Annotated in this window: 16 protein-coding genes; 8 read left to right on the forward strand and 8 right to left on the reverse strand. The window is 65.8% G+C overall.

All coding sequences use genetic code 11. From position 1 onward, the window contains the following. The 4 genes from ABIB58_RS07885 to rpsL form a co-directional block, all read right to left on the reverse strand. Positions 1-486: GTP-binding protein (locus ABIB58_RS07885; RefSeq protein WP_336977264.1), on the reverse strand; the 486-nt coding region annotated here is incomplete at its 3' end. Between the two features lie 109 nt (positions 487-595). Beyond that, positions 596-2,674 carry an elongation factor G gene (gene fusA / locus ABIB58_RS07890; RefSeq protein WP_039248504.1) on the reverse strand — a complete coding sequence of 693 codons (2,079 nt, stop codon included), beginning with the start codon at positions 2,672-2,674 and terminating at the stop codon, positions 596-598. Between the two features lie 146 nt (positions 2,675-2,820). Beyond that, on the reverse strand, positions 2,821-3,294 hold the full coding sequence (gene rpsG, locus ABIB58_RS07895) for a 30S ribosomal protein S7 (RefSeq protein ID WP_017506744.1): 474 nt from the start codon (positions 3,292-3,294) through the stop codon (positions 2,821-2,823). A gap of 81 nt (positions 3,295-3,375) precedes the next feature. Further along, entirely contained in the window at positions 3,376-3,750 is a 375-nt protein-coding gene (gene rpsL / locus ABIB58_RS07900) for a 30S ribosomal protein S12 (RefSeq protein ID WP_008260482.1), read from the reverse strand. 394 nt (positions 3,751-4,144) lie between these two features. Between rpsL and ABIB58_RS07905 the strand changes: the two genes are divergently transcribed. From ABIB58_RS07905 to ABIB58_RS07915, 3 genes are read left to right on the forward strand one after another with little or no spacing between them, the layout of a single operon-like run. Further along, a complete protein-coding gene (locus ABIB58_RS07905; protein ID WP_354040164.1) occupies positions 4,145-4,738 on the forward strand; it encodes a hypothetical protein in 594 nt (197 codons plus the stop codon). Positions 4,739-4,770: 32 nt separating this feature from the next. Then, complete coding sequence (locus tag ABIB58_RS07910; RefSeq protein ID WP_354040166.1) at positions 4,771-5,481, forward strand: hypothetical protein; 711 nt, start codon at positions 4,771-4,773, stop codon at positions 5,479-5,481. Beyond that, a complete protein-coding gene (locus ABIB58_RS07915) occupies positions 5,478-6,317 on the forward strand; it encodes a hypothetical protein (protein WP_354040168.1) in 840 nt (279 codons plus the stop codon). Before ABIB58_RS07910 ends, ABIB58_RS07915 begins: the two co-directional genes overlap by 4 nt. A gap of 3 nt (positions 6,318-6,320) precedes the next feature. Here ABIB58_RS07915 and ABIB58_RS07920 read toward each other — a convergent pair whose 3' ends face one another. The 3 genes from ABIB58_RS07920 to rpoB all read right to left on the reverse strand — a co-directional run bounded on the left by ABIB58_RS07920 (position 6,321) and on the right by rpoB (position 15,006). After that, positions 6,321-6,452, reverse strand: a complete 132-nt coding sequence (locus ABIB58_RS07920; protein WP_354040170.1) for a hypothetical protein — start codon at positions 6,450-6,452, stop codon at positions 6,321-6,323. Between the two features lie 121 nt (positions 6,453-6,573). After that, positions 6,574-10,770, reverse strand: coding sequence for a DNA-directed RNA polymerase subunit beta' (gene rpoC / locus ABIB58_RS07925; protein ID WP_161640102.1), 4,197 nt, complete (start codon positions 10,768-10,770; stop codon positions 6,574-6,576). A 120-nt stretch (positions 10,771-10,890) separates the two neighbouring features. Then, a complete protein-coding gene (gene rpoB, locus ABIB58_RS07930) occupies positions 10,891-15,006 on the reverse strand; it encodes a DNA-directed RNA polymerase subunit beta (RefSeq protein ID WP_045810718.1) in 4,116 nt (1,371 codons plus the stop codon). Between the two features lie 339 nt (positions 15,007-15,345). On the opposite strand from rpoB, the gene ABIB58_RS07935 reads away from it, so the two are divergent. From ABIB58_RS07935 to ABIB58_RS07950, 4 genes are all read left to right on the forward strand, one after another. After that, on the forward strand, positions 15,346-15,897 hold the full coding sequence (locus tag ABIB58_RS07935) for an FKBP-type peptidyl-prolyl cis-trans isomerase (RefSeq protein ID WP_045810717.1): 552 nt from the start codon (positions 15,346-15,348) through the stop codon (positions 15,895-15,897). A 132-nt stretch (positions 15,898-16,029) separates the two neighbouring features. Continuing rightward, a complete protein-coding gene (locus ABIB58_RS07940; RefSeq protein ID WP_137721394.1) occupies positions 16,030-16,515 on the forward strand; it encodes a hypothetical protein in 486 nt (161 codons plus the stop codon). Positions 16,516-16,647: 132 nt separating this feature from the next. Beyond that, positions 16,648-18,609, forward strand: coding sequence for a M61 family metallopeptidase (locus tag ABIB58_RS07945; protein WP_354040174.1), 1,962 nt, complete (start codon positions 16,648-16,650; stop codon positions 18,607-18,609). Positions 18,610-18,844: 235 nt separating this feature from the next. Then, complete coding sequence (locus ABIB58_RS07950) at positions 18,845-20,833, forward strand: M61 family metallopeptidase (protein WP_185223957.1); 1,989 nt, start codon at positions 18,845-18,847, stop codon at positions 20,831-20,833. A 40-nt stretch (positions 20,834-20,873) separates the two neighbouring features. On the opposite strand, the gene ABIB58_RS07955 is transcribed toward ABIB58_RS07950, so the two are convergent. Further along, the gene (locus tag ABIB58_RS07955; protein ID WP_045810714.1) at positions 20,874-21,551 is read right to left on the reverse strand and encodes a type 1 glutamine amidotransferase domain-containing protein; all 678 of its coding nucleotides are present in this window, start codon (positions 21,549-21,551) and stop codon (positions 20,874-20,876) included. A 119-nt stretch (positions 21,552-21,670) separates the two neighbouring features. Between ABIB58_RS07955 and ABIB58_RS07960 the strand changes: the two genes are divergently transcribed. Beyond that, complete coding sequence (locus ABIB58_RS07960; protein WP_045810713.1) at positions 21,671-22,588, forward strand: CE1 family esterase; 918 nt, start codon at positions 21,671-21,673, stop codon at positions 22,586-22,588. Positions 22,589-22,627 lie beyond the last annotated feature (39 nt).

Raw genomic sequence — 22,627 nt, forward strand, 5'->3', positions numbered from 1 at the left:
CTGGTACGACGAAAGCAGCTCGCGCACTTCCATCTCGACCAGCTCGAGCAGCTCTTCGTCGTCGACCAGGTCGACCTTGTTCATGAAGACCACCAGGGCCGGCACGCCGACCTGACGGGCCAGCAGGATGTGCTCGCGGGTCTGCGGCATCGGGCCGTCAGCGGCCGACACCACCAGGATCGCGCCGTCCATCTGCGCGGCGCCGGTGATCATGTTCTTCACATAGTCGGCGTGGCCGGGGCAGTCGACGTGGGCGTAGTGACGGTTGGCCGTCTCATATTCCACGTGCGCGGTGTTGATCGTGATGCCGCGGGCCTTCTCTTCCGGCGCAGCGTCGATGTCGGCGTAGTTCATCGCCTTCGCGCCGCCGGCCTTCGCCAGCGTCATCGTGATCGCAGCCGTCAACGTCGTCTTGCCGTGGTCAACGTGACCAATCGTGCCGATGTTGCAGTGCGGCTTCGTCCGTTCGAACTTTTCCTTGGCCATTTTCTAGCTCCTAAGGTCCCCGAACCGGGGTTCCTGCAGTTTGGGGGTTAAGGACGCCCGGTCCTTACGGTCCGGGCGCATATAGGCGGGCTTTCCGAAAAGGGAAAGCTTAGGCGTACTTCTTGATCACTTCGTCGGCGACGTGTTGCGGCACCGGCTCGTAGTGGTCGTATTGCATGGTGAACTGGGCGCGGCCCTGCGACATGCCGCGCAGCGTGTTCACATAGCCGAACATGTTGGCCAGCGGCACGAAGGCGTTCACGACGGTGGCGTTGCCGCGCATGTCCTGACCCTGAATCATGCCGCGACGGCCGTTCAGGTCGCCGATGACCGAGCCGAGGTATTCCTCGGGGGTCACGACTTCCACCGCCATGATCGGCTCGAGCAGCTTGGGCGAACCCTTTTCCTTCAGCTCGCGGAAGGCGGCGCGGGCCGCGATTTCGAACGCCAGCACGCTGGAGTCGACGTCGTGGAACTTGCCGTCCGTCAAGGTCGCCTTGAAGTCGATCAGCGGGAAGCCGGCCAGCAGACCGTTGTCCTTGGCCGAGTTCAGGCCCTTTTCGACGCCGGGGATGTATTCCTTCGGCACCGCGCCGCCGACGATCGAGTTCTCGAACACGAAGCCCGAGCCCGGCTCGCCGGGTTCGAAGGTGATCATGACGCGGGCGAACTGGCCCGTACCGCCGGTCTGCTTCTTGTGCGTGTAGTCGATGTCGACCTTGCGGCCCAGCGATTCACGATAGGCGACCTGCGGCGCGCCGATGTTGGCCTCGACCTTGTAGGTGCGCTTCAGGATGTCGATCTTGATGTCCAGGTGCAGCTCGCCCATGCCCTTCAGGATCGTCTGGCCCGACTCGTGGTCGGTCGAGACGGTGAAGGAGGGATCCTCCGAGGCCAGCTTGGCCAGGGCGACGCCCAGCTTCTCCTGGTCGCCCTTGGTCTTGGGCTCGACCGAGATCTCGATGACCGGCGCCGGGAATTCCATCTTCTCCAGGATGACGGGCGACTTGATCGGATCGCACAGGGTGTCGCCCGTGCGTGTTTCCTTCAGGCCGGCCAGGGCGACGATGTCGCCGGCGTAGGCTTCCTTGACGTCTTCACGGTTGTTGGAGTGCATCTGCAGCATCCGGCCGACGCGCTCTTTCTTGTCGCGGCTGGAGTTCAGCAGGCTCATACCCGTTTCCATCTTGCCCGAGTACAGGCGGCAGAAGGTCAGCGAGCCGACGAAGGGGTCGTCCATGATCTTGAAGGCCAGGACCGACAGGGGCTCTTCGTCCGAGGCCTTACGCACGACGGGCTCTTCGGTCTTGAAGTCGATGCCCGGGGTCGGCGGGATGTCCAGCGGCGACGGCAGATAGTCGACGACGGCGTCCAGCAGCGTCTGCACGCCCTTGTTCTTGAAGGCCGAGCCGCACAGGATCGGATAGAAGGCGCCGGTCAGAACGGCCTTACGGATGCACTTCTTGATGGTGGCTTCGTCGGGCTCGTTGCCTTCGAGGTAGGCTTCCATCGCCTCGTCGTCCAGCTCGACGGCGTTGTCGATCAGGTACTGACGCGCGGCGACCGCCTTTTCCATCAGGTCGTCGGGGATCGGCACGTCCTTGTAGGAGGCGCCCAGGCCGTCGTTGTCCCAGACCACGCCGGTCATGCGGACCAGGTCGACCAGACCCGACAGCGAGGATTCGGCGCCGATCGGGAACTGGATCGGCACGGCCTTGGCGCCCAGGCGGTCGCGGATCGACTCGACCGAGGCGTCGAAGTCGGCGCCGATCTTGTCCATCTTGTTGACGAAGACGATGCGCGGAACCTTGTACTTGTCAGCCTGACGCCAGACGGTTTCGGTCTGCGGCTCGACGCCGGCGTTGCCGTCCAGCACCGTCACGGCGCCGTCGAGGACGCGCAAGGAACGCTCGACTTCGATGGTGAAGTCCACGTGGCCTGGGGTGTCGATGATGTTCAGACGCTTGTTCTGCCAGAAGGCGGTCGTCGCGGCGGACGTGATGGTGATGCCGCGCTCCTGCTCCTGGTCCATCCAGTCCATGGTGGCGGCGCCGTCGTGGACTTCGCCGATCTTGTGGGATTTGCCGGTGTAATACAGGATCCGCTCGGTCGTCGTCGTCTTGCCCGCGTCGATGTGGGCCATGATGCCGAAGTTGCGGTAGTCCTGGAGCGCGTGCGTACGTGCCATGGAAACGTGCCTTGAAAGTTTTCAGGACGCTTAAGGGCGCCCACGGAAGGATGTCGGTGTTCGGATAAGCGAGTGCGGGCGATTTAGCTCAAACCGCCCGCACCGGAAACCCTTAGATAGTCAGCGCAGATGACGCTTTGAAGGCGTTACCAGCGATAGTGGCTGAAGGCGCGGTTGGCTTCGGCCATCTTGTGGGTGTCTTCGCGCTTCTTGACCGCGGTGCCGCGGTTGTTCGAAGCGTCAAGCAGTTCGGCGGCCAGCTTTTCGGTCATGGTGTTTTCGCCACGCTTGCGCGCAGCGTTCACCAGCCAGCGGATGGCCAGGGCGCGGCGACGGTCCGGACGGACTTCGACGGGCACCTGATAGGTGGCGCCGCCGACGCGACGCGAGCGCACTTCGACCGACGGAGAGACGTTTTCCAGAGCGGCGTGGAAGGTCGCGACCGGCTCCTGGTCCTTCTTCTTCTCGGCCAGGATATCGAAGGCGCCGTACACGATGTTCTCGGCGACGGCCTTCTTACCTTCGTACATGACGTAGTTCATGAACTTGGTGACGACCAGATCCCCGAACTTGGGATCCGGCAGAACTTCACGTTTCTGGGCGCGGTGACGACGCGACATGGGGTATTCCTTGCAGTGCCCGACCAGCGCCGGGATGATCTCGAAAAGGCCTCCGGGCGCGACGGCCCGGAGAAGAATGGCTTACTTCGGACGCTTGGCGCCGTAGTGCGAACGACGCTGCTTACGGTCCTTGACGCCTTGGGTATCCAGAACGCCGCGCAGGATGTGGTAGCGAACGCCGGGCAAGTCCTTCACGCGGCCGCCGCGGATCAGAACAACCGAGTGTTCTTGCAGGTTGTGGCCTTCGCCGGGGATGTAGCACACGGCTTCGTAGCCGTTCTTGGCCAGACGGACCTTGGCGACCTTACGCAGAGCCGAGTTCGGCTTCTTCGGGGTCGTCGTGTAAACGCGGGTGCAGACGCCGCGACGCTGGGGCGAACCCTCCAGAGCCGGCACCTTGTTGCGGGTGGGCTTGGGCTTGCGCGGCTTGCGGATCAGCTGGTTGATCGTAGGCATTCGAAACTCGTCTCGACTTCTGATGGAGGCGTGTGTCTTTCGACCGAAGCGCCTCTCGCCTTCTTGTGAACGGGGGACCATCCCCTCGCCCGGGTGTCATCGAGACTGATCGCGCGACCACCCAAACAGAAAAACCGGAACGCGCGCTTTGGGCGTTCCGGCGGGCACAGCCCGTCCGTTCGATTGTCACGATCTCAGCGACCGGCGAACCGGCCACGCCTCGAAAGTGGGCGGCTTCTACGCGCGATGGGCGCGAAGGTCAAGGCGGAGACGTTAACGCTCCAGAATGCAGCCACTTCCATGAAGCCTAGCGGTCTTCAATAGAGCGACCTTTCGCCTGAAACCCGCCACGCTTCGCGCTCAGCTTGACGACACGACCAACCGGGGATGGGTCATGGCGGGGCTGGCCAGAACAGGGGCGATTGCGCTCTCGCTTGCGGTGAACGCAGGCCTGCTGACGCTGCTTGCGGTGGAGGACCGCCGCCCGCCGCCACGTCGGGTTCCGGGACACTCGCCTCTCTACATCGAGATCGAGCCCGTAGTCATAGGGGCCAAGGCCCGCAAAGCGCCGGCGGCCGCGGCGCAAGCGCAAGACCAGCGCCGGGCGCCAGTCCGTCCGCGCGATTCCGAGACTGCGGGACCGGCGCCGACCGTGACGCCGACATCGCATCGTCCGGCCGCGCCCGCTCATGATCCGCGCTGGACAGTCCGACCGAGCCACTTGGCCGACGCCTGGCCAACGGGGAACGCGGCGCGCAATGGCAAACCGGATTGCCGCCCCGAAACCGCGCGGTCCACGCAGGACCGGCATGCTTGCCGTGCTCTGGCGATCGCGGCCGATGGATCATCGCCGCCGATGGTGCGCTCCGGCGATGAGGAACGGACGGCGGGCTTTGCAAAAGAAGCCGCCGTCAAGAAACGCTGGCGCGACTACCGCGAGGGCGACGGCGCCTACCCCGGGCTGCGGTCCCTGTTCGGCATGAACTGAGGATGGCTGCCGTTGACATCGGACCTAGGACGATGACGCCGACAAAGCCGCCCCGCCGTCCTGACTGGCGCAAGGCGGGCTTTGCGGCCGCCGCCGTCGGGCTGAATGCAGGCGCCGTCATGCTTCTATCCATGACGGATCCGGGGCTGCGCGCGCGTTCGCTGCGACCTGCGCCGATGATCGTCTATCTTGAGGAGGCCTGGCCGTCCTTGGTCCGCGCGCGAAGAGCTCCGTCTGTCACGTCCTCTGACAGCGCCGTGGCCGCGACCCGACGCGCACAGGCGTCGCAAGGGGATGCGCCGAACAAAGGCGATCCTCCGATGTCGGCGACCCCGCCCCCGCCCTCGTCCTCGTCCATGAGCCAAGTGAACGCAGACGACGGGATCGACGCTCGCTGGCGGGTCGGCGGCGCTCTTGCCGAGCCGAGTTTGTCTTCCCTTTCGTGCAACGCCCCGCACCGCCTCGCGCCCGACGACCGCCGCCGCTGCGAGGAGCGCTGGAACGGCGGCGAAGCCGCCCCTGTCATCCGGGGAACGGGGAATGCCGAGCGCGACGCCGCCTTCGCGCGACAGGGAGCGCGTCGTCTGGCGGCCTGGGAAGCGCAGCGTGCCGATCCGCCACGCGGCGATCCTCAGTGCGTAACCCCACATCCGATGGCAGGATGCGAGGGCGTGAACATTCAGGTCGATCTCTTCTCCTCGCGAGATGGCTTCCTGCCCAATCTCAGAAAGCGTCGCGAATGACTGCCGCCTCCGCGCCCTCCCCTGGCCCATGGTCGCGACGCGCCCGCCCGAACTGGCGCAAGGTCGCCTTGGCGACAGCCTCGGTCGCCATAAACGCAGGGCTGATCGCCATCCTGTCCGTTACGGCGTTGGGAATTGACGCGCCGCCGAGCGCGCCCGATTCACGCCCCCTCTACATCGACATCAGCCCACGCCCTCTGCTGCCGAACGAGCGGCCCCGCCCTGCGATGCAGACGCCCGAGCCCGTCACCATGTCCGCATCGCGTGATGCTGGCGGCATCGACGCTGCTCCCACAAACAGGGTCGCGTCCGCGCCAGACAATCGCCCCGCCCCGATCCGTCCGCGGATCGCCGCGCCCACCCCCCAGGGCGCGCCCGCGTCGCCGGACGCCTGGACGGTCAATCCGAACGACCGCGCCGGCGCCATGTCCCGCGTCCTGCGTCAGGGCCTGATCGGCTGCACCACGCCCCAACAGCTCAACGCCGCCGAGCGCGCCCATTGCCGTGAGGACGCCATGCGACGCGGCATGAACGCCGCCCCGATCACCGGCACGGGCAACCCCGAACGTGACGCCGCCTTTGCGCGGGAGGGCGCACGGCGTCTGGCGGAATGGGAGGCGCGCCGTCGTCCTCTGTCCGGCGGCGTGGGCGTCGTGGGTCCGGCGGACTGCGTCGGCTCGAACTTCGGCACGGGCTGCGCCGGCGCCCTATTGCCTGACGTTCCCGGCGTTGACATGCGTCAAGGCGCAGAGACGACGATCAATCGAGGCGAACGCCGCCGCCAGGGTTTTTCTGCAAGCGTCGGAGGACTTCAAATCGGAGGTAGGGAAGACTGATCCTCAGTGATCCTGGCAATACGCGTCGTGCATGGCCGCGCCGAGGTTGATCATCATCGTCTTGGCTTCCACGACGACGAAGAGCGACAAAATCACGGCCGTTAGGCCCCACAGCACCTTGTCGGTTTTCGTCATGGCGGCCCTCCACACAACCCTGGCTTAGTTCAACCAATCCACGCAAGCGTCAAGTCATAGAAAAAGGGCGGCGCCGTCGCCGGCGCCGCCCTCTTCATGTCTTTGCTCGAGAAGCGGAAGATCAGCTCTCGCTGCTCTCCAGCTCCAGTTGCAGATCGGCCGGCAGCGGCTCGATCGCCTCTTCCAGGGCCGAGGTCAGTTCCGCATCACGCGCGTTGGCGATCTTCTGCAGGCTGCGCAGGTAGGCGCCGGTGCCGGCCGGGATCAGGCGGCCGACGATGACGTTTTCCTTCAGGCCTTCCAGCATGTCCTTCTTGCCGTGGACCGAGGCGTCGGTGAGGACGCGGGTGGTCTCCTGGAAGGACGCCGCCGAGATGAAGCTGCGGGTTTGCAGCGACGCCTTGGTGATGCCCAGCAGGACGGGCTGGGTGGTGGCCAGACGACCGCCACGCTTCTCGACCTTGGCGTTTTCCAAAACGGCTTCGGCGACCTCGACGGTGTCGCCGCGGATCAGGGTGGTTTCACCCGAATCCAGCACTTCCACCTTCTGCAGCATCTGACGCACGATGACTTCGATGTGCTTGTCGTTGATCGGCACGCCCTGCAGTCGATAGACCTCCTGCACTTCGTTCACCAGATACTCGGCCAGCGCCTCGACGCCCTGGATGCGCAGCAGATCGTGCGGATCCGGGTTGCCGTCGATGATGTAGTCGCCCTTCTGGATCAGATCGCCGTCGTGGACGGAGATATGCTTGCCCTTCGGGATCAGGAACTCGACCGGTTCGCCCTGCACGCCGTCGGCGTTGGGCTCGGGCGTGATCTTGATGCGACGCTTGTTCTTGTAGTCGCGACCGAATTCGACGCGACCATCCATCTCGGCGATGACCGCGCAGTCCTTCGGACGGCGAGCTTCGAACAGTTCGGCGACGCGCGGCAGACCGCCGGTGATGTCGCGGGTCTTGGCGCCTTCGGTCGGAACGCGCGCGATGATCTCGCCCGGCTTGACCTCATCGCCGTTCGACACGGACAGAACCGCGCCCACGGGCAGCAGATAGCGGGCGTCCGAACCGGACGACAGCTTGGCGTAGGCGTCGCCCAGGGTGACGCCCATGGCCGGACGCAGGTCCGAACCACGCGGGCTGGCGCGCCAGTCGCTGACGACGCGCTGGGCGATGCCCGTCGCTTCGTCGGTTTCTTCCTTGACCGACAGGCCTTCGACCAGGTCCTCGAAGCGCACGACGCCGCCGACTTCCGTCAGGATCGGGGTGGTGTAGGGGTCCCACTCCGCCAGGCGTTGGTTCTTCTTGACCTCGTCGCCGTCCTTGACGCGGATGCGGGCGCCGTAAGGAGCCTTGTGCGTCTCGCGGTCCTTGCCGTCCACGACCACGGTGACGATGACGTTACGGCTCATGGCCACCAGGTCGCCGTGGGCCGCGACGACGGTCGGGCCGGTGACCTTGGCCGTACCGGCGTTGGTCGCCTCCATGAAGGAGGTTTCCGCCACCTGGGCCGTACCGCCGATGTGGAACGTCCGCATCGTCAGCTGGGTGCCCGGCTCGCCGATCGACTGGGCCGCGATGACGCCGACCGCTTCGCCGATGTTGACGTTGGTGCCGCGCGCCAGGTCACGGCCGTAGCAGTGGGCGCAGATGCCGGCGTCCGCCTCGCAGGTCAGGGCCGAACGGACCTTGACCGACTGGACGCCCGCAGCCTCGACGGCCTCGGCGACTTCTTCCACCAGATAGGTGTCGGCGGGGAACAGGACGGTGTCTGTGCCCGGCTCCTTGATGTCCTCGGCCGCATAGCGACCCAGGATGCGCTGACCCAGCGAGACCAGCACGTCGCCGCCTTCCATCACCGCACGCAGGGTGATGCCGCGCGTCGAGCCGCAATCCTGCTCGGTGACGATGGAGTCCTGCGCCACGTCCACCAGACGACGGGTCAGATAACCCGAGTTGGCGGTCTTCAGCGCGGTGTCGGCCAGACCCTTGCGGGCGCCGTGGGTGGAGTTGAAGTATTCAAGGACGGTCAGGCCTTCCTTGAAGTTCGAGGTGATCGGCGTCTCGATGATCTCGCCGGACGGCTTGGCCATCAGGCCGCGCATGCCGCCCAGTTGCTTCATCTGCGCCTGCGAACCACGGGCGCCGGAGTTGGCCATCATGAAGACCGAGTTGATGTCGGGGTTTTCACCCTCGATCAGCACGCGCGGTTGCGCGATCTCGCCCATCATGGCGTCGGCGATCCGGTCCGTGGCCTTGGACCAGGCGTCGACCACCTTGTTGTACTTCTCGCCGCGCGTGATCAGGCCGTCGGCGTACTGTTGCTCGTACTCCTCGACCTGGGTGCGGGTCTCGGCGACCAGCTCGACCTTCTTGGCCGGGATCACGATGTCGTCCTTGCCGAACGAGATGCCGGCCTTGGCGGCTTCGCGGAAGCCCAGGCCCATCATCTGGTCGGCGAAGATGACCGTCGCCTTCTGACCGCAGTGGCGATAGACCACGTCGATCAGATTGCCGATTTCCTTCTTGGTCAGGTTCTTCTCAAGCAGGCGATAGCCGACGTTCGGGTTGCGCGGCAGCAGGGCGGCCAGCTTCATGCGACCCGGCGTGGTGTCGATGACCTTGGTCACCTCCTTGCCTTCGGCGTCCTGTTCCGTCCAGCGCGCCTTGATGCGCGTGTGCAGGGTGACGACCTTTGCGTCCAGCGCCGCATCGATCTCGCCGATGTTGGCGAACAGCTTGCCTTCACCCGGCTCGCCGTCCTTGACCAGCGACAGATAGTACAGGCCCAGGACGATGTCCTGCGACGGCACGATGATCGGCTTGCCGTTGGCGGGCGACAGGATGTTGTTGGTCGACATCATCAGGACGCGCGCTTCCAGCTGGGCCTCGAGGCTCAGCGGGACGTGAACGGCCATCTGGTCGCCGTCGAAGTCGGCGTTGAAGGCAGTGCAGACCAGCGGGTGCAGGCGGATGGCCTTGCCCTCGATCAGCTTGGGCTCGAACGCCTGGATGCCCAGACGGTGAAGCGTCGGCGCGCGGTTCAGCAGAACCGGGTGCTCGCGGATGACCTCGTCCAGGATGTCCCAGACGGCGGGCTGCTCGCGCTCGACCATGCGCTTGGATTGCTTGACGGTGCCCGACAGGCCCTTGGCGTCCAGGCGCGCATAGATGAACGGCTTGAACAGCTCCAGCGCCATCTTCTTGGGCAGGCCGCACTCGTGCAGCTTCAGTTCCGGACCCACGGTGATGACCGAACGGCCCGAATAGTCGACGCGCTTGCCCAGCAGGTTCTGACGGAAGCGACCCTGCTTGCCCTTCAGCATGTCGGCCAGCGACTTCAGCGGACGCTTGTTGGCGCCGGTGATCACGCGACCGCGACGGCCGTTGTCGAATAGGGCGTCGACGGACTCTTGCAGCATCCGCTTTTCGTTACGGATGATGATGTCCGGCGCGCGCAGTTCCATCAGGCGCTTCAGGCGGTTGTTGCGGTTGATGACGCGGCGATACAGGTCGTTCAGATCGGAGGTCGCGAAACGACCGCCGTCCAGCGGCACCAGCGGACGCAGTTCCGGCGGGATGACCGGCACGATCGTCAGGATCATCCACTCGGGCTTGTTGCCCGATTCCAGGAAGGCCTCGATCAGCTTAAGGCGCTTGGATGCCTTCTTGGCCTTCATTTCCGACGGGTTGTCGGCCAGCTCGGCGCGGTGCTTTTCGGCTTCCGCATTCAGGTCGATGCCCATCAGCAGGTTGCGGACGGCCTCGGCGCCGATTTCGGCGGTGAAGCCGTCATCGCCGAACTCTTCCTGGTAGCGATAGAACTCGTCTTCCGTCAGCAGTTGGTTCTGCTTCAGCGGGGTCAGGCCCGGCTCGGTGACGATGTAGTTCTCGAAGTACAGGACGCGCTCGACGTCCTTCAGCGCCATGTCCAGCATCAGCGAGATGCGGCTGGGCAGCGACTTCAGGAACCAGATGTGGGCGACCGGCGCAGCCAGGTCGATGTGACCCATGCGCTCGCGGCGAACGCGGGCCAGGGTGACTTCGACGCCGCACTTCTCGCAGATGATGCCCTTGTACTTCATGCGCTTGTACTTGCCGCACAGGCATTCGTAGTCCTTGGTCGGGCCAAAGATACGCGCGCAGAACAGGCCGTCACGCTCGGGCTTGAACGTGCGGTAGTTGATCGTTTCCGGCTTCTTGATCTCGCCGAACGACCACGAACGGATCTTCTCGGGCGAAGCCAGCGCGATCTTGATCTGGTCGAAGGTCGGGGTGACCGGGACCGGGTTGAAGATGTTCAGGACTTCCTGGTTCATCTTGGTTTCCTTCTGCAGCCCAAGGCTGCGTCAAATCTTTTCAGAGGGGGAACGGCGCCGTGATGAGTGAATCGTGAGTCGTGACGAGCATCGGCCCGGTCACGACTCACGCGTCACGCCTCACGAATTCCCCAGCTCCACGTTCAGACCCAGCGAACGCATTTCCTTGATGAGCACGTTGAAGCTCTCGGGAATGCCGGCCTCGAAGCTGTCGTCGCCACGGACGATGGCCTCGTAGACCTTGGTCCGGCCGGCCACGTCGTCGGACTTCACCGTCAGCATCTCCTGCAGGGTGTAGGCGGCGCCGTAAGCTTCCAGAGCCCAGACCTCCATTTCCCCGAAGCGCTGACCGCCGAACTGCGCCTTGCCGCCCAGCGGCTGCTGGGTGACCAGCGAGTACGGGCCGATGGAGCGGGCGTGGATCTTGTCGTCGACCAGGTGGTGCAGCTTCAGCATGTAGATGTAGCCGACCGTGACCGGACGCTTGAACTGCTCGCCGGTCTGGCCGTCGTACAGGATCGACTGGGCCGACTTGTTCAGCCCCGCCTCTTCCAGCAGACGCTCGATGTCGCTGATGTGGGCGCCGTCGAAGACCGGGGTCGCGAAGGGCACGCCCTTGGACAGGTTCTTCGCCAGTTCGACCAGTTCTTCCTCATCTTCCGGCAGCGGGGTTTCCGGCCCGTAGATTTCGGTCAAACGCTCGACCAGAGCCTGCTTCTGACCACCCCCTTGCCAGGCTTCCAGCAGACCGGAGATCTGCTTGCCCAGACCGGCGGCGGCCCAACCCAGGTGGGTCTCGAAGATCTGGCCGATGTTCATGCGCGACGGCACGCCCAGCGGGTTCAGAACGACGTCGACGTGCGTGCCGTCTTCCAGGTGCGGCATGTCCTCGATCGGCAGGATCTTGGAGATGACGCCCTTGTTGCCGTGACGGCCGGCCATCTTGTCGCCGGGCTGAAGCTTGCGCTTCACGGCCACGAAGACCTTGACCATCTTCATCACGCCGGGGGGCAGTTCGTCGCCGCGTTGCAGCTTCTCGACCTTGTCTTCGAAACGACGGTCCAGTTGCTTGCGAGCGTCCTCGAACTGGCGCTTCATCGCTTCCAGCTCGCCCATGGCCTTTTCGTCGTCCAGGGCGATCTGCCACCACAGACCGCGGCTGACCTCGGCCAGCTTCTCTTCGGTCAGTTCGCCGCGGCCGATGCCCTTGGGCCCCGACACGGCGTTCTTGCCGACGATCAGCGGCTTCAGGCGGCCATAGACGTTGCGCTCCAGGATCTTGAGCTCGTCGTCGCGGTCCTTGCCCAGACGTTCGATCTCGGCGCGCTCGATCGCCATGGCGCGCTCGTCCTTGTCGACGCCGTGACGGTTGAAGACGCGAACGTCCACGATCGTGCCGGCGACGCCGGGCGGCAGGCGCAGGGAGGTGTCGCGTACGTCCGAAGCCTTCTCGCCGAAGATGGCGCGCAGCAGCTTCTCTTCCGGCGTCATGGGCGACTCGCCCTTCGGCGTCACCTTGCCGACCAGGATGTCGCCCGGCTGAACCTCGGCGCCGATGGCCACGATGCCCGCTTCGTCGAGGTTCCGCAGGGCTTCCTCGCCGACGTTGGGGATGTCGCGCGTGATTTCCTCAGGGCCAAGCTTCGTATCGCGGGCGGCGACTTCGAACTCTTCCAGGTGGATCGAGGTGAAGACGTCGTCGCGCACGATGCGCTCGGAGATCAGGATGGAGTCTTCGAAGTTGTAGCCGTTCCAGGGCATGAAGGCGACCAGGGCGTTGCGGCCCAGAGCCAGTTCGCCCAGGTCCGTCGACGGGCCGTCGGCGATGACGTCGCCGCCCTTCACCTGATCGCCCACGCGCACGATCGGGCGCTGGTTGATGCAGGTCGACTGGTTCGAACGCTGGAACTTCGACAGGCGGTAGATGTCGACGCCCGAGCGAGCGGCGTCCACATCGCCGGTGGCGCGCACGACGATCCGGGTGCCGTCGATCTGTTCGACAACGCCGTCACGACGGGCGACCACGACGGCGCCGGAGTCCACGGCCACGACCGCTTCCATGCCGGTGCCGACCAGCGGCGCGTCCGACTGCACCAGAGGCACGGCCTGACGTTGCATGTTGGCGCCCATCAGCGCGCGGTTGGCGTCGTCGTTTTCCAGGAACGGGATCAGGGCGGCGGCGACCGAAACGACCTGTTTCGGCGACACGTCCATCATGTCCACGGCGTCCTTGTTCAGGAGCTGGGATTCACCGTTGATCCGGCCGGGGACCAGGTCCTCGACGATCTGACCGTTCTTCAGTTCGATGTTGGCCTGAGCGATCGTGTACTTCGACTCTTCCATGGCCGAGATGTAGACCACCTCGCCCTGGGCCTGGCCGTCCTTCACGCGACGGTACGGGCTCTCGATGAAGCCGTACTTGTTGACGCGCGCGTGGGTGGCCAGCGAGTTGATCAGGCCGATGTTCGGGCCTTCCGGCGTTTCGATCGGGCAGATGCGGCCGTAGTGGGTCGGGTGCACGTCGCGGACTTCGAAGCCCGCGCGCTCACGCGTCAGACCGCCCGGGCCGAGCGCCGACAGACGACGCTTGTGGGTGATTTCCGACAGCGGGTTCGTCTGGTCCATGAACTGCGACAGCTGCGACGAACCGAAGAACTCGCGAACCGCGGCGGCGGCCGGCTTGGCGTTGATCAGGTCGTGCGGCATGACCGTGTCGATATCGACCGAGGACATGCGCTCCTTGATGGCGCGCTCCATGCGCAGCAGACCGACGCGGTACTGGTTCTCCAGCAGCTCGCCGACCGAACGGACCCGACGGTTGCCCAGGTTGTCGATGTCGTCGATCTCGCCGCGGCCGTCCTTCAGGCCGACCAGGATCTGCAGCACCTTCAGCACGTCTTCCTTGCGCAGGACGCGGATCTCGTCGGAGACCTCGGGGCTTTCCAGACGCATGTTCATCTTGACCCGGCCGACGGCCGACAGGTCGTAGCGTTCGCTGTCGAAGAACAGCGAGTTGAACATGGCCTCGGCGGCTTCCGGGGTGGGCGGCTCGCCCGGACGCATCACGCGATAGACGTCGAACAGGGCGTCCTCGCGGTTGTCGTTCTTGTCCACGCGCAGGGTGTTGCGCATGTAGGCGCCGACCGTGACGTGGTCGATGTCCAGCACTTCGATGGTGGTGAAGCCGTTTTGCTCCAGCACTTCGATGGTCGGGGCGTCCAGTTCGTCGCCGGCCTCGGCGTAGATTTCGCCGGTCTCGAAGTTGACGGCGTCATTGGCCAGATATTTGGTGACTAGGGCGTCGGCGGCCAGCGACAGCGAGGTCGTCGTCTCGCCCAGCTTCTTGGCGGCGCGGGCGCTGATCTTCTGACCGGCCTGGGCGACCACTTCGCCGGTGTCGGCGTCGATCAGGTCGAACTCCGGCTTAACCCCGCGCCAGCGCTCGGCCTTGTAGGGCGTGACCCAGCCTTCGCCGCGCTTCTCGTAAGGCACGGTCTCGTAGAAGGTCTTTAGGATTTCCTCGCCGTCCATGCCCAGACCCATCAGGAAGGTCGTGGCGGGCAGCTTGCGGCGGCGGTCGATGCGCACATAGACCACGTCCTTGGCGTCGAACTCGAAGTCGAGCCACGAGCCGCGGTAGGGGATCACGCGGGCGGCGAACAGCAGCTTGCCCGAGCTGTGCGTCTTGCCCTTGTCGTGGTCGAAGAAGACGCCCGGCGAACGGTGCATCTGCGAGACGATCACGCGCTCGGTGCCGTTGACGATGAAGGTGCCCTTGTCCGTCATGAGCGGGATGTCGCCCATGTAGACGTCCTGCTCCTTGATGTCCTTGACCGAACGGGCTCCCGTTTCCTCGTCGGTTTCGAACACGATCAGGCGCAGCTTGACCTTCAGCGGCGCGGCATAGGTCATGTCGCGCTGAATGCACTCCTCGACGTCGTACTTCGGCTCTTCGAACTCGTACGAGACGTATTCCAGGATGGCGCGCTCGTTGAAGTCCTTGATCGGGAACACCGACTTGAAGACCGCCTCGATGCCCTGCTCCTTGCGCTGGCCCGGACGGACCTCGCGCTGCAGGAACTGTTCGTAGGAGGCGCGCTGAACCTCGATCAGGTTCGGCATCGCGATCGCTTCGGGGATACGCCCGAAGGATTTGCGGATGCGCTTCTTGCCGGTGAACGAGGTGGCGGAAGCGATCTGACCGTTGATGGCGAGATCGTGGGCGACGTCAGTCATTCAGTATTTCCCATGGCGCACGCCCCGGGGAAGACGTGCGTGAAATGCAGCAGCCACGGCGCGCGTTTCCGCGTCCGCAGCCAGGGTTTCGGCATCCACCCTCGGCCCGCTGCCGGGCCAGGACGCCTGAAATGGACCGGCTCCCTGGGAAGGAGCCGCGCCTTCGCTCGGTCGGAGGGCGACGGACCGGGCCTCGGCGCTTGCGCGCAGACTCATATGGAGTGTTGCGGAGCGCGCACATATACGCGCATTCGCGACGAAATAAAGGCCCCGGGAACCTTTTCGACAGAGCCGAGCAATCTCGTTGCGAGCGACGATGGGCTGATCTAGCGTCGCCTTATGACACGGATCGCCCTGCCCCTTCTCGCCGCTCTCGCCCTCTCCGCCTGCGCCACCCACCGCGAGCCGGTGACCTATGCCGAGACGGCTTCGGCCGCTGCGCGCGCCGCGGATCAGGTCAACGGCCAGGGCGCCTTGACGCCGCAGCAGGCCTGGGACGCCGGCAACACCGCCTACCTCGCCTGGAACGGCGCCCGACGCGGCTGGACCACCACCGAAAGCGGCCTGCAATATCGCCGCGTCGGCAAGGCCCACCCCGAGGGCGCTCAGCCCAAGGCGACCGACACGGTCAAGGTCCACTATCGCGGGACCTTCATCGACGGGCGCGAGTTCGACAGTTCCTACGCCCGCAACGAACCGGCCGAGTTTCCGCTGAACCGCGTCATCAAGGGCTGGACCGAGGGCGTGGCCCTGATGCGCGTCGGAGAGATCTACGAGTTCGTCATCCCCGCCTCGCTGGGCTACGGCTCGCGCTGGGTCGGCGGCGACGAACTGCCCCCCAATTCCACCCTGCGCTTCTCTGTCGAACTGCTGGACGTCAAGCCAAGCTGAAGACCGAAACAGGATGGCTGGCGCCCGCGCTCCATCCTATTTCGACATCCTGACCGCTGCCTATTCAACGGCTTATGCGCTCGAAGCGTCATTGTTCCGGCCATACCCGACGCCGCCCGCATCATGGGCGGCATGACCGATGACATCTCCGATCCCAATCCAAACTCGCCCGACTGGACCCGACGGTCCGCCGCAACCTGGGCCGCCGCCCGCAAAGACTATCTCGCCGGGGGGTTCGCCCAGGAGGTCTGCGCGCGCCACGGTCTCAGTCTGTCGACCTTCCGTTGGCGCGCTCGCACGGAGGGCTGGCGCCGATCGGACCAGCCGCACGGCGCGGTTTTCGAACCGCTCGACGCCTATGAGTTGGACGCCATCGACCAGCGCCTGCCCTGCAACGCCGCCGACATGGCGCGTCTGGCCTGGGCCAATGCTTCACGGGCGATGATCGACGGCAAGCTGATCGAGGCGCGGGGCTGGTCCCGGCTGCACAAGGATCTGGAGGCCATCGCCAAGATCGACGACCATGCTGTGCGCTACTACCGGGGCATGGCCAACGACCCGAAACGACAGCACAACCTGCCCACCACGCCGCCCCTGCGTCCGATGGAAGAAGACTGATCGAAATTGCACCTCCTTGCATTTTGCACGCGTTTTCGGGGTGCAGTGCAATTTCGGATCAGCGCTGACGCTTGACGCCCCGCCCCCTGCGTCGGACTGTCGCGGCTCCCCCAGTCGCCTGAAGAGTATTCGATGATCCGTTCTTGCCTGCGCGCCGCCCCTCTCGGCCTCGCTCTTCTGCTCGTCTCGACCGCCCCGGCCGCCCTGGCGCAGCAGGCCTCGACCACACCGCCCGCCCTGCCCGCGCCCCTGCCTGCGATTCCGGACGCGCGGGACGTCGCCTATCCCGGCGTCATCACCCTGGACGTCGATGTCACCAATCTGGCCCAGCACATCTTTGCGGTGAAGGAAACGATCCCGGTCGCCCAGGCGGGACCGATGACCCTGTTCTTCCCCGAATGGCTGCCGGGCAACCACGGCCCCGTCGGCCCCATCGCGCAGCTGGCCGGCATCGAGATCACCGCGAACGGCCAGCGCGTGCAGTGGGTCCGCGACACCCTGCATCCCTTCGCCTACCACGTGGTCGTCCCGGCCGGTGCGACGACGCTGGACATCACCCTGCAGCACCTGTCGCCGACGACCGGCAATCAGGGCCGCATCACGATGACGCCCGAGATGCTGAACATCCAGTGGGAGAAGATGCTGCTCTATCCCGCCGGCCACTGGTCGCGGAACATCACGGTCCAGCCCACGGTCAAATTCCCCGCTGGCTGGCAGTTCGGCACGGCGCTGGAGCCCGACAGCAAGGCCGGCGACGTCCAGACGTTCAAGCCCGTCAATCTGGAGGTGTTGATCGACAGCCCGGTCTTCGCCGGCGTCCACTATCGCCAGATCGACCTCGATCCCGGCGGCCGCTCGCCCGTTCGCGCCAACATCGTCGCCGACAAGGCCGACAGCCTGAACGCGACGGACGAGCAGATCCAGATCCTGCGCAATCTGGTCGCCCAGATGGACCGCCTGTATGGCGCGCGCCATTTCGACCACTACGACTTCCTGATCGCCATGACGGACAAGCTGGGCGGCATCGGGCTGGAGCATCACCGCAGTTCGGAAAACTCGGTCGATCCCGCCTTCTTCACCGGCTGGGATACCCATCTGTCCGACCGTGACCTGCTCAGCCACGAAATGAACCACTCCTGGGACGGCAAATGGCGCCGCCCCGCCGACCAGTATGTGCCCAACTTCAACAGCCCCCTGCAGAACAGCCTGCTGTGGGTCTATGAAGGCCAGACGCAGTACTATGGCCAAGTGATCGCCGCCCGCTCGGGCCTGCTCAGCAAGCAACAGGCGATGGACGCCCTGGCCATGACCGCCGCGACCTTCGACACGCGCGTCGGCCGCGAATGGCGCGCGATGCAGGACACGACCAACGACCCCATCATCAGCCAGCGCCAGCCCAAGGGCTGGCTGTCGTGGCAACGCGACGAGGACTACTATTCCGAGGGCCAGTTGATCTGGCTCGACGTCGACACGACGATCCGCGAAAAGACCGGCGGCAGGAAGTCGCTCGACGACTTCGCCCGCGCCTTCTACGGCGTCCAGGACGGCAGCTATACGCCCGCTCCCTATACGTTCGAGGATGTGGTCGCGGCCCTGAACGGCGTCGTCGCCAATGACTGGGCGACCTTCCTGCGTACCCGACTGGACGCCGACGGCCCCGAGGCCCGCGCCCCGCTGGACGGTCTGGCGCGCGGCGGCTGGCGGCTGGCCTATTCGGACAAGCCCACCGATTATATGAAGACCCTGTATGCCGAGCTGAAACGCAACGACTTCACCTATTCGCTGGGCTTCCAGACCGGCGAGGGCAACAGGATTCGCAGCGTCCAGTGGAACGGCCTGGCCTTCAAGTCGGGCCTGGCCGCCGGGATGGAGATCGTCGCCGTCAACGGGCAGGCCGCCAGCGCCGAACGCCTGACCGACGCCGTCACCGCAGCCAAGGATCCGTCGACGCCCGTCACCTTGATCGTCAAGGATGACGAGCAATACCGCACCGTCGTCTTCGACTACCACGACGGTCTGCGCTACCCCCGCCTGGAACGCATCCCCGGCACGCCCGACCGCCTAGGCGACATCCTGACGCCGCGTCGGCGCTGAGTTACTGCCCTTCTCCCGTTGGGAGAAGGTGGCCCCGAAGGGGTCGGATGAGGGTCGGATGGCGGGCCGACTCGCGCACCCGACCCTCACCCTTTCGCGCCAGAACGCCGGCTTCGCCGTCGTGCGCTCAAGCCCTCTCCCAACGGGAGAGGGGTCAGGGTCGCGGCCATCTGTCCCTTGACGCATCGCCCCTCGCCCCCGACGGTGCGGCTCCCCTGCCGATGTGGATGACCGAATGCCGCGCACCCGCCTGACCGCCTTCTGCCTCTCCGTCCTGATGACGGCCGCATCCGCTCCCGCGATAGCTCAGACCTTCCAGTCCACTCCGGTCGTCACCGAGGCGACCCAGGCGCCGCTGGCCCTGCCCCGCGCCCAGCCGGCCATCCCGGCGCCGCAGGACAAGCCATATCCGGGCGTGATCCAATACCGCGCCGACATCACCGACCTGGACCGCCGCATCATCCGCGTCAGCCAGACCATACCGGTCGCCGGTCCTGGCCCGCTGACGCTGCTCTATCCGAAGTTCCTGCCCGGCAACCACGCCGCCACCGGCCCGATCCAGCTGTTGGCCGGCCTGACCGTCACCGCCGACGGCCGACGCATCGAGTGGCTGCGCGACACGCTGGACCCTTACGCCTTCCACCTCGACATTCCGGCGGGCGTGACCAGCATCGAGGTGCAGTTCCAGCAGCTGACCCAACCCGACGCCTCCAACTGGCGCGTGCTGATGACCCCGGCCATGGTCAATCTGCAGTGGGAGAAGGCCATCCTCTATCCGGCCGGCTATTTCAGCCGCCAGATCCGGGTCGCCCCCTCGGTGGTCCTGCCCGCCGGCTGGAAATACGGCACGGCCCTGACCACGGCGTCTCAGGACGGCGACGTGGCGACCTTCGCCCCGACCGACCTCTACACCCTGATCGACAGCCCCATCTTCGCCGGCGCCCATTATCGCCGCGTGGACATCGACCCCAGCGGCGCCCCGTCTGAATCAAGGGTCCACCTGAACATCCTGGCCGACGAGGCCAAGGGTCTGGCCGCCACCGACGACCAGCTGAAACTGTTCGAGAACATGGTCCAGCAGGCCGACCGCCTGTTCGGCGCCCGCCACTTCGACAACTACGAATTCCTGTTCGCCCTGACGGATCAGATGGGCGGCATCGGGCTGGAGCATCATCGCTCGTCCGAGAACACCGGCGCGCCCGACTTCTTCACCAACTGGACCAAGAGCGCCGGCGACCGGGGCCTGCTGCCGCACGAATACACCCACTCCTGGAACGGCAAGTTCATGCGTCCGGCGGACGAGCTGACCGCCAACCACAACGTCCCGACTCAGAACACCCTGCTGTGGGTGTATGAGGGCCAAACCGAATATTGGGGCGACGTACTGGCCGCCCGTTCCGGCCTGCATTCCAAGGACGTGGCCCTGGCGACCCTCGCCAGCGTCGCCGCCTTCTATGACAACCAGCCGGGCCGCCAGTGGCGCGCCTTGCAGGACACCAACAATCACAATCTGCTGGGCTATCGCGTGCCGGGCCAGTTCACCTCATGGATGCGCGGCACCGGCGACTACTACCGCGAAAGCCTGCTGGTCTGGCTGGACGCCGACACCCTGATCCGCGAGGGCACCAACGGCCGTAAGTCGCTGGATGATTTCGCCAAGGGCTTCTTCGGTCACGACGACGGCGAATGGGCGCCTCAGGGCTACACCTTCGAAGATGTCGTCGCGGCCCTGAACGCCGTCTATCCGCACGCTTGGGCCGCCTTCCTGCGCACCCGCCTCGACGCCGTCGGCCCCGACGCCAGGGCGCCGCTGGCCGGGATCGAGCGTGGCGGCTGGCGACTGACCTACACCGACACGCCGTCGGTGGCGGAGAAGTCGGTCCAGAGCGGCTGGGCCAACGACTTCCAATATTCGCTGGGCTTCACCCTGTCGGGCGACAAGCTGACCAACATCCGCTGGGGCGGGCCCGCCTTCGAGCAAGGCCTCGGCGCCGGCTGGAGCTTGGTCGCCGTCAACGGCAAGGCCGGCTCGGCCGAGGTGTTGCGTGACGCCGTCACGGCGGCGAAAGGGACCGACGCCCCGATCGAACTGTTGCTGAAGTCCGGCGATCGCTTCCGCACGGTGGCCTTCGCCTATCACGACGGCCTGCGTTACCCCCGCCTGGAGCGGATCGAGGGCGCGCCGGATCGCCTGTCCGACATCCTCGCGCCTCGACGGCGCTGAAGGCGTCTCCTCCCCGCCTCGCGGGGAGGAGACACCCCCCTTACTTCAACAGCTTCAGCAGCGCCTCGGCCGCCGCGTGCGACGAGCCGGGGTTCTGCCCGGTCACCAGCTTGCCGTCGGTCAGCACATAGGAGCCCCAGTCCGGCCCCTTGGAGTAGTCGCCGCCGTTGGCGGTCAGCACGTTCTCGACCAGGAACGGCACCACGTCGGTCAGGCCCACGGCCTCCTCTTCAGAGTTGGTGAAGCCGGTCACCTTGCGGCCGTTGACCAGCGGCTTGCCGTCCGGCCCGTTCACGGACTTCAGCACGCCGGGCGCATGACAGACGAAGCCGGTCGGCTTGTCGGCCTTGGCGAAGGCCTCGATCAGGGCGATGGAGTCGGCGTCGTTCGCCAGGTCCCACAGCGGTCCGTGGCCGCCGGGATAGAAGACGGCGTCGAAATCCTCGGCCTTCACCGACGCCAGGACGACGGTCGAGGCCAGGGCGGCCTGGGCTTCGGGGTCGGCCTTGAACCGGCGCGTGTCGTCGGTCTGGGCGTCGGGGTCGTCGCTCTTGGGGTCCAGCGGCGGCTGACCGCCCTTGGGCGAGGCCAGCACGATCTCCGCGCCCGCATCCTTCAGCGCGTAATAGGGCGCCGCCAGTTCTTCCAGCCAGAAGCCGGTCTTCTTGCCCGTGTCGCCGAGTTGATCGTGCGACGTCAGCACCAACAGAATTTTCATAGGGGATGGCTCCGTCTTGGGGTGTCCACAGATGGGAAGCCGCACGGCGCCGCTCAAGACTGGCCTCGATGCCGAAAACACCCCAACCTGCCGGCTTCGATCAGCGGAGACGACGTCGCATGAAGCCTTGGTTCGGTCTGTTCGCCGCCCTGATGGGCCTGATGATCTTCAGCCCGTCCGCGCACGCGGCCGGCCCCTGCAACATCGGACAGGCGGGCGCGACCCAGGCCGTCGCCATCGGCCGCACTGGACGCACAATGCGGATCCACCTGCCTGATGGTTTCGACCCTGCAAAGCCGGCGCCTCTGGTCTTCCTGCTTCACGGCAGCGGCGGCACGGGAGAGAAGATGCTGGCGTCTTCCGGCCTGGCTGAGGCGGCGGATCGGCACGGCTTCATCGTCGCCGCGCCCGACGCCGGGATTCCGATCGATCAGGGTTTCGTCTGGAACATCCCCGGCGTGCCGACCGTCACCGGCGCCGTCCCCGGTCCCGGCGATGCGGACGATGTCGCCTATCTGACGGGAGCCATCGATTATCTGGCCGACCAGGGCTGCGTCGATGACGGCCGCGTCTATGCGACGGGCCTGTCGGGCGGCGGGCGGATGGCGTCCTGGCTGGGTTGTGTCGCCGCCGACCGTTTCGCAGCCATCGCCCCGGTCGTCGGCTTGCGCGCCGGCAATCCCAGAAAGGACCGCCCGCAGGAGCCGGATCCCGCCACCTGCCGCCCTTCGCGCCCCATGCCGGTCATCGCCTTCGCCGGTGACGCCGACACCACCAATCCGATCCAGGGCGGCGGCGCAGGCTACTGGAGCTACACCATGCATGCCGCCGAACAGCGCTGGGCCCAGTTGAACGGCTGCACCCAGGCACGCGACACCCGCTGGATCGCCGACAAGGTCTATGAAGAGGGCTACGCCGCCTGCCGCGACGGCGCCGACGTGGTGGGCCGCATCACCTCAGGCGGCGGCCACAGCTGGGTCGCCGACAACGACGCCCTGTGGGCCTTCTTCGCCGCCCGCACCCGCCCGCAGCGCTGAGGCCAGAGCCCCCAGACGCCTCGCCGCTGTCCAACGATA

Origin of the sequence: Brevundimonas sp. UYEF29 (assembly GCF_040546195.1) — a bacterium.
GTDB lineage: Bacteria > Pseudomonadota > Alphaproteobacteria > Caulobacterales > Caulobacteraceae > Brevundimonas > Brevundimonas huaxiensis.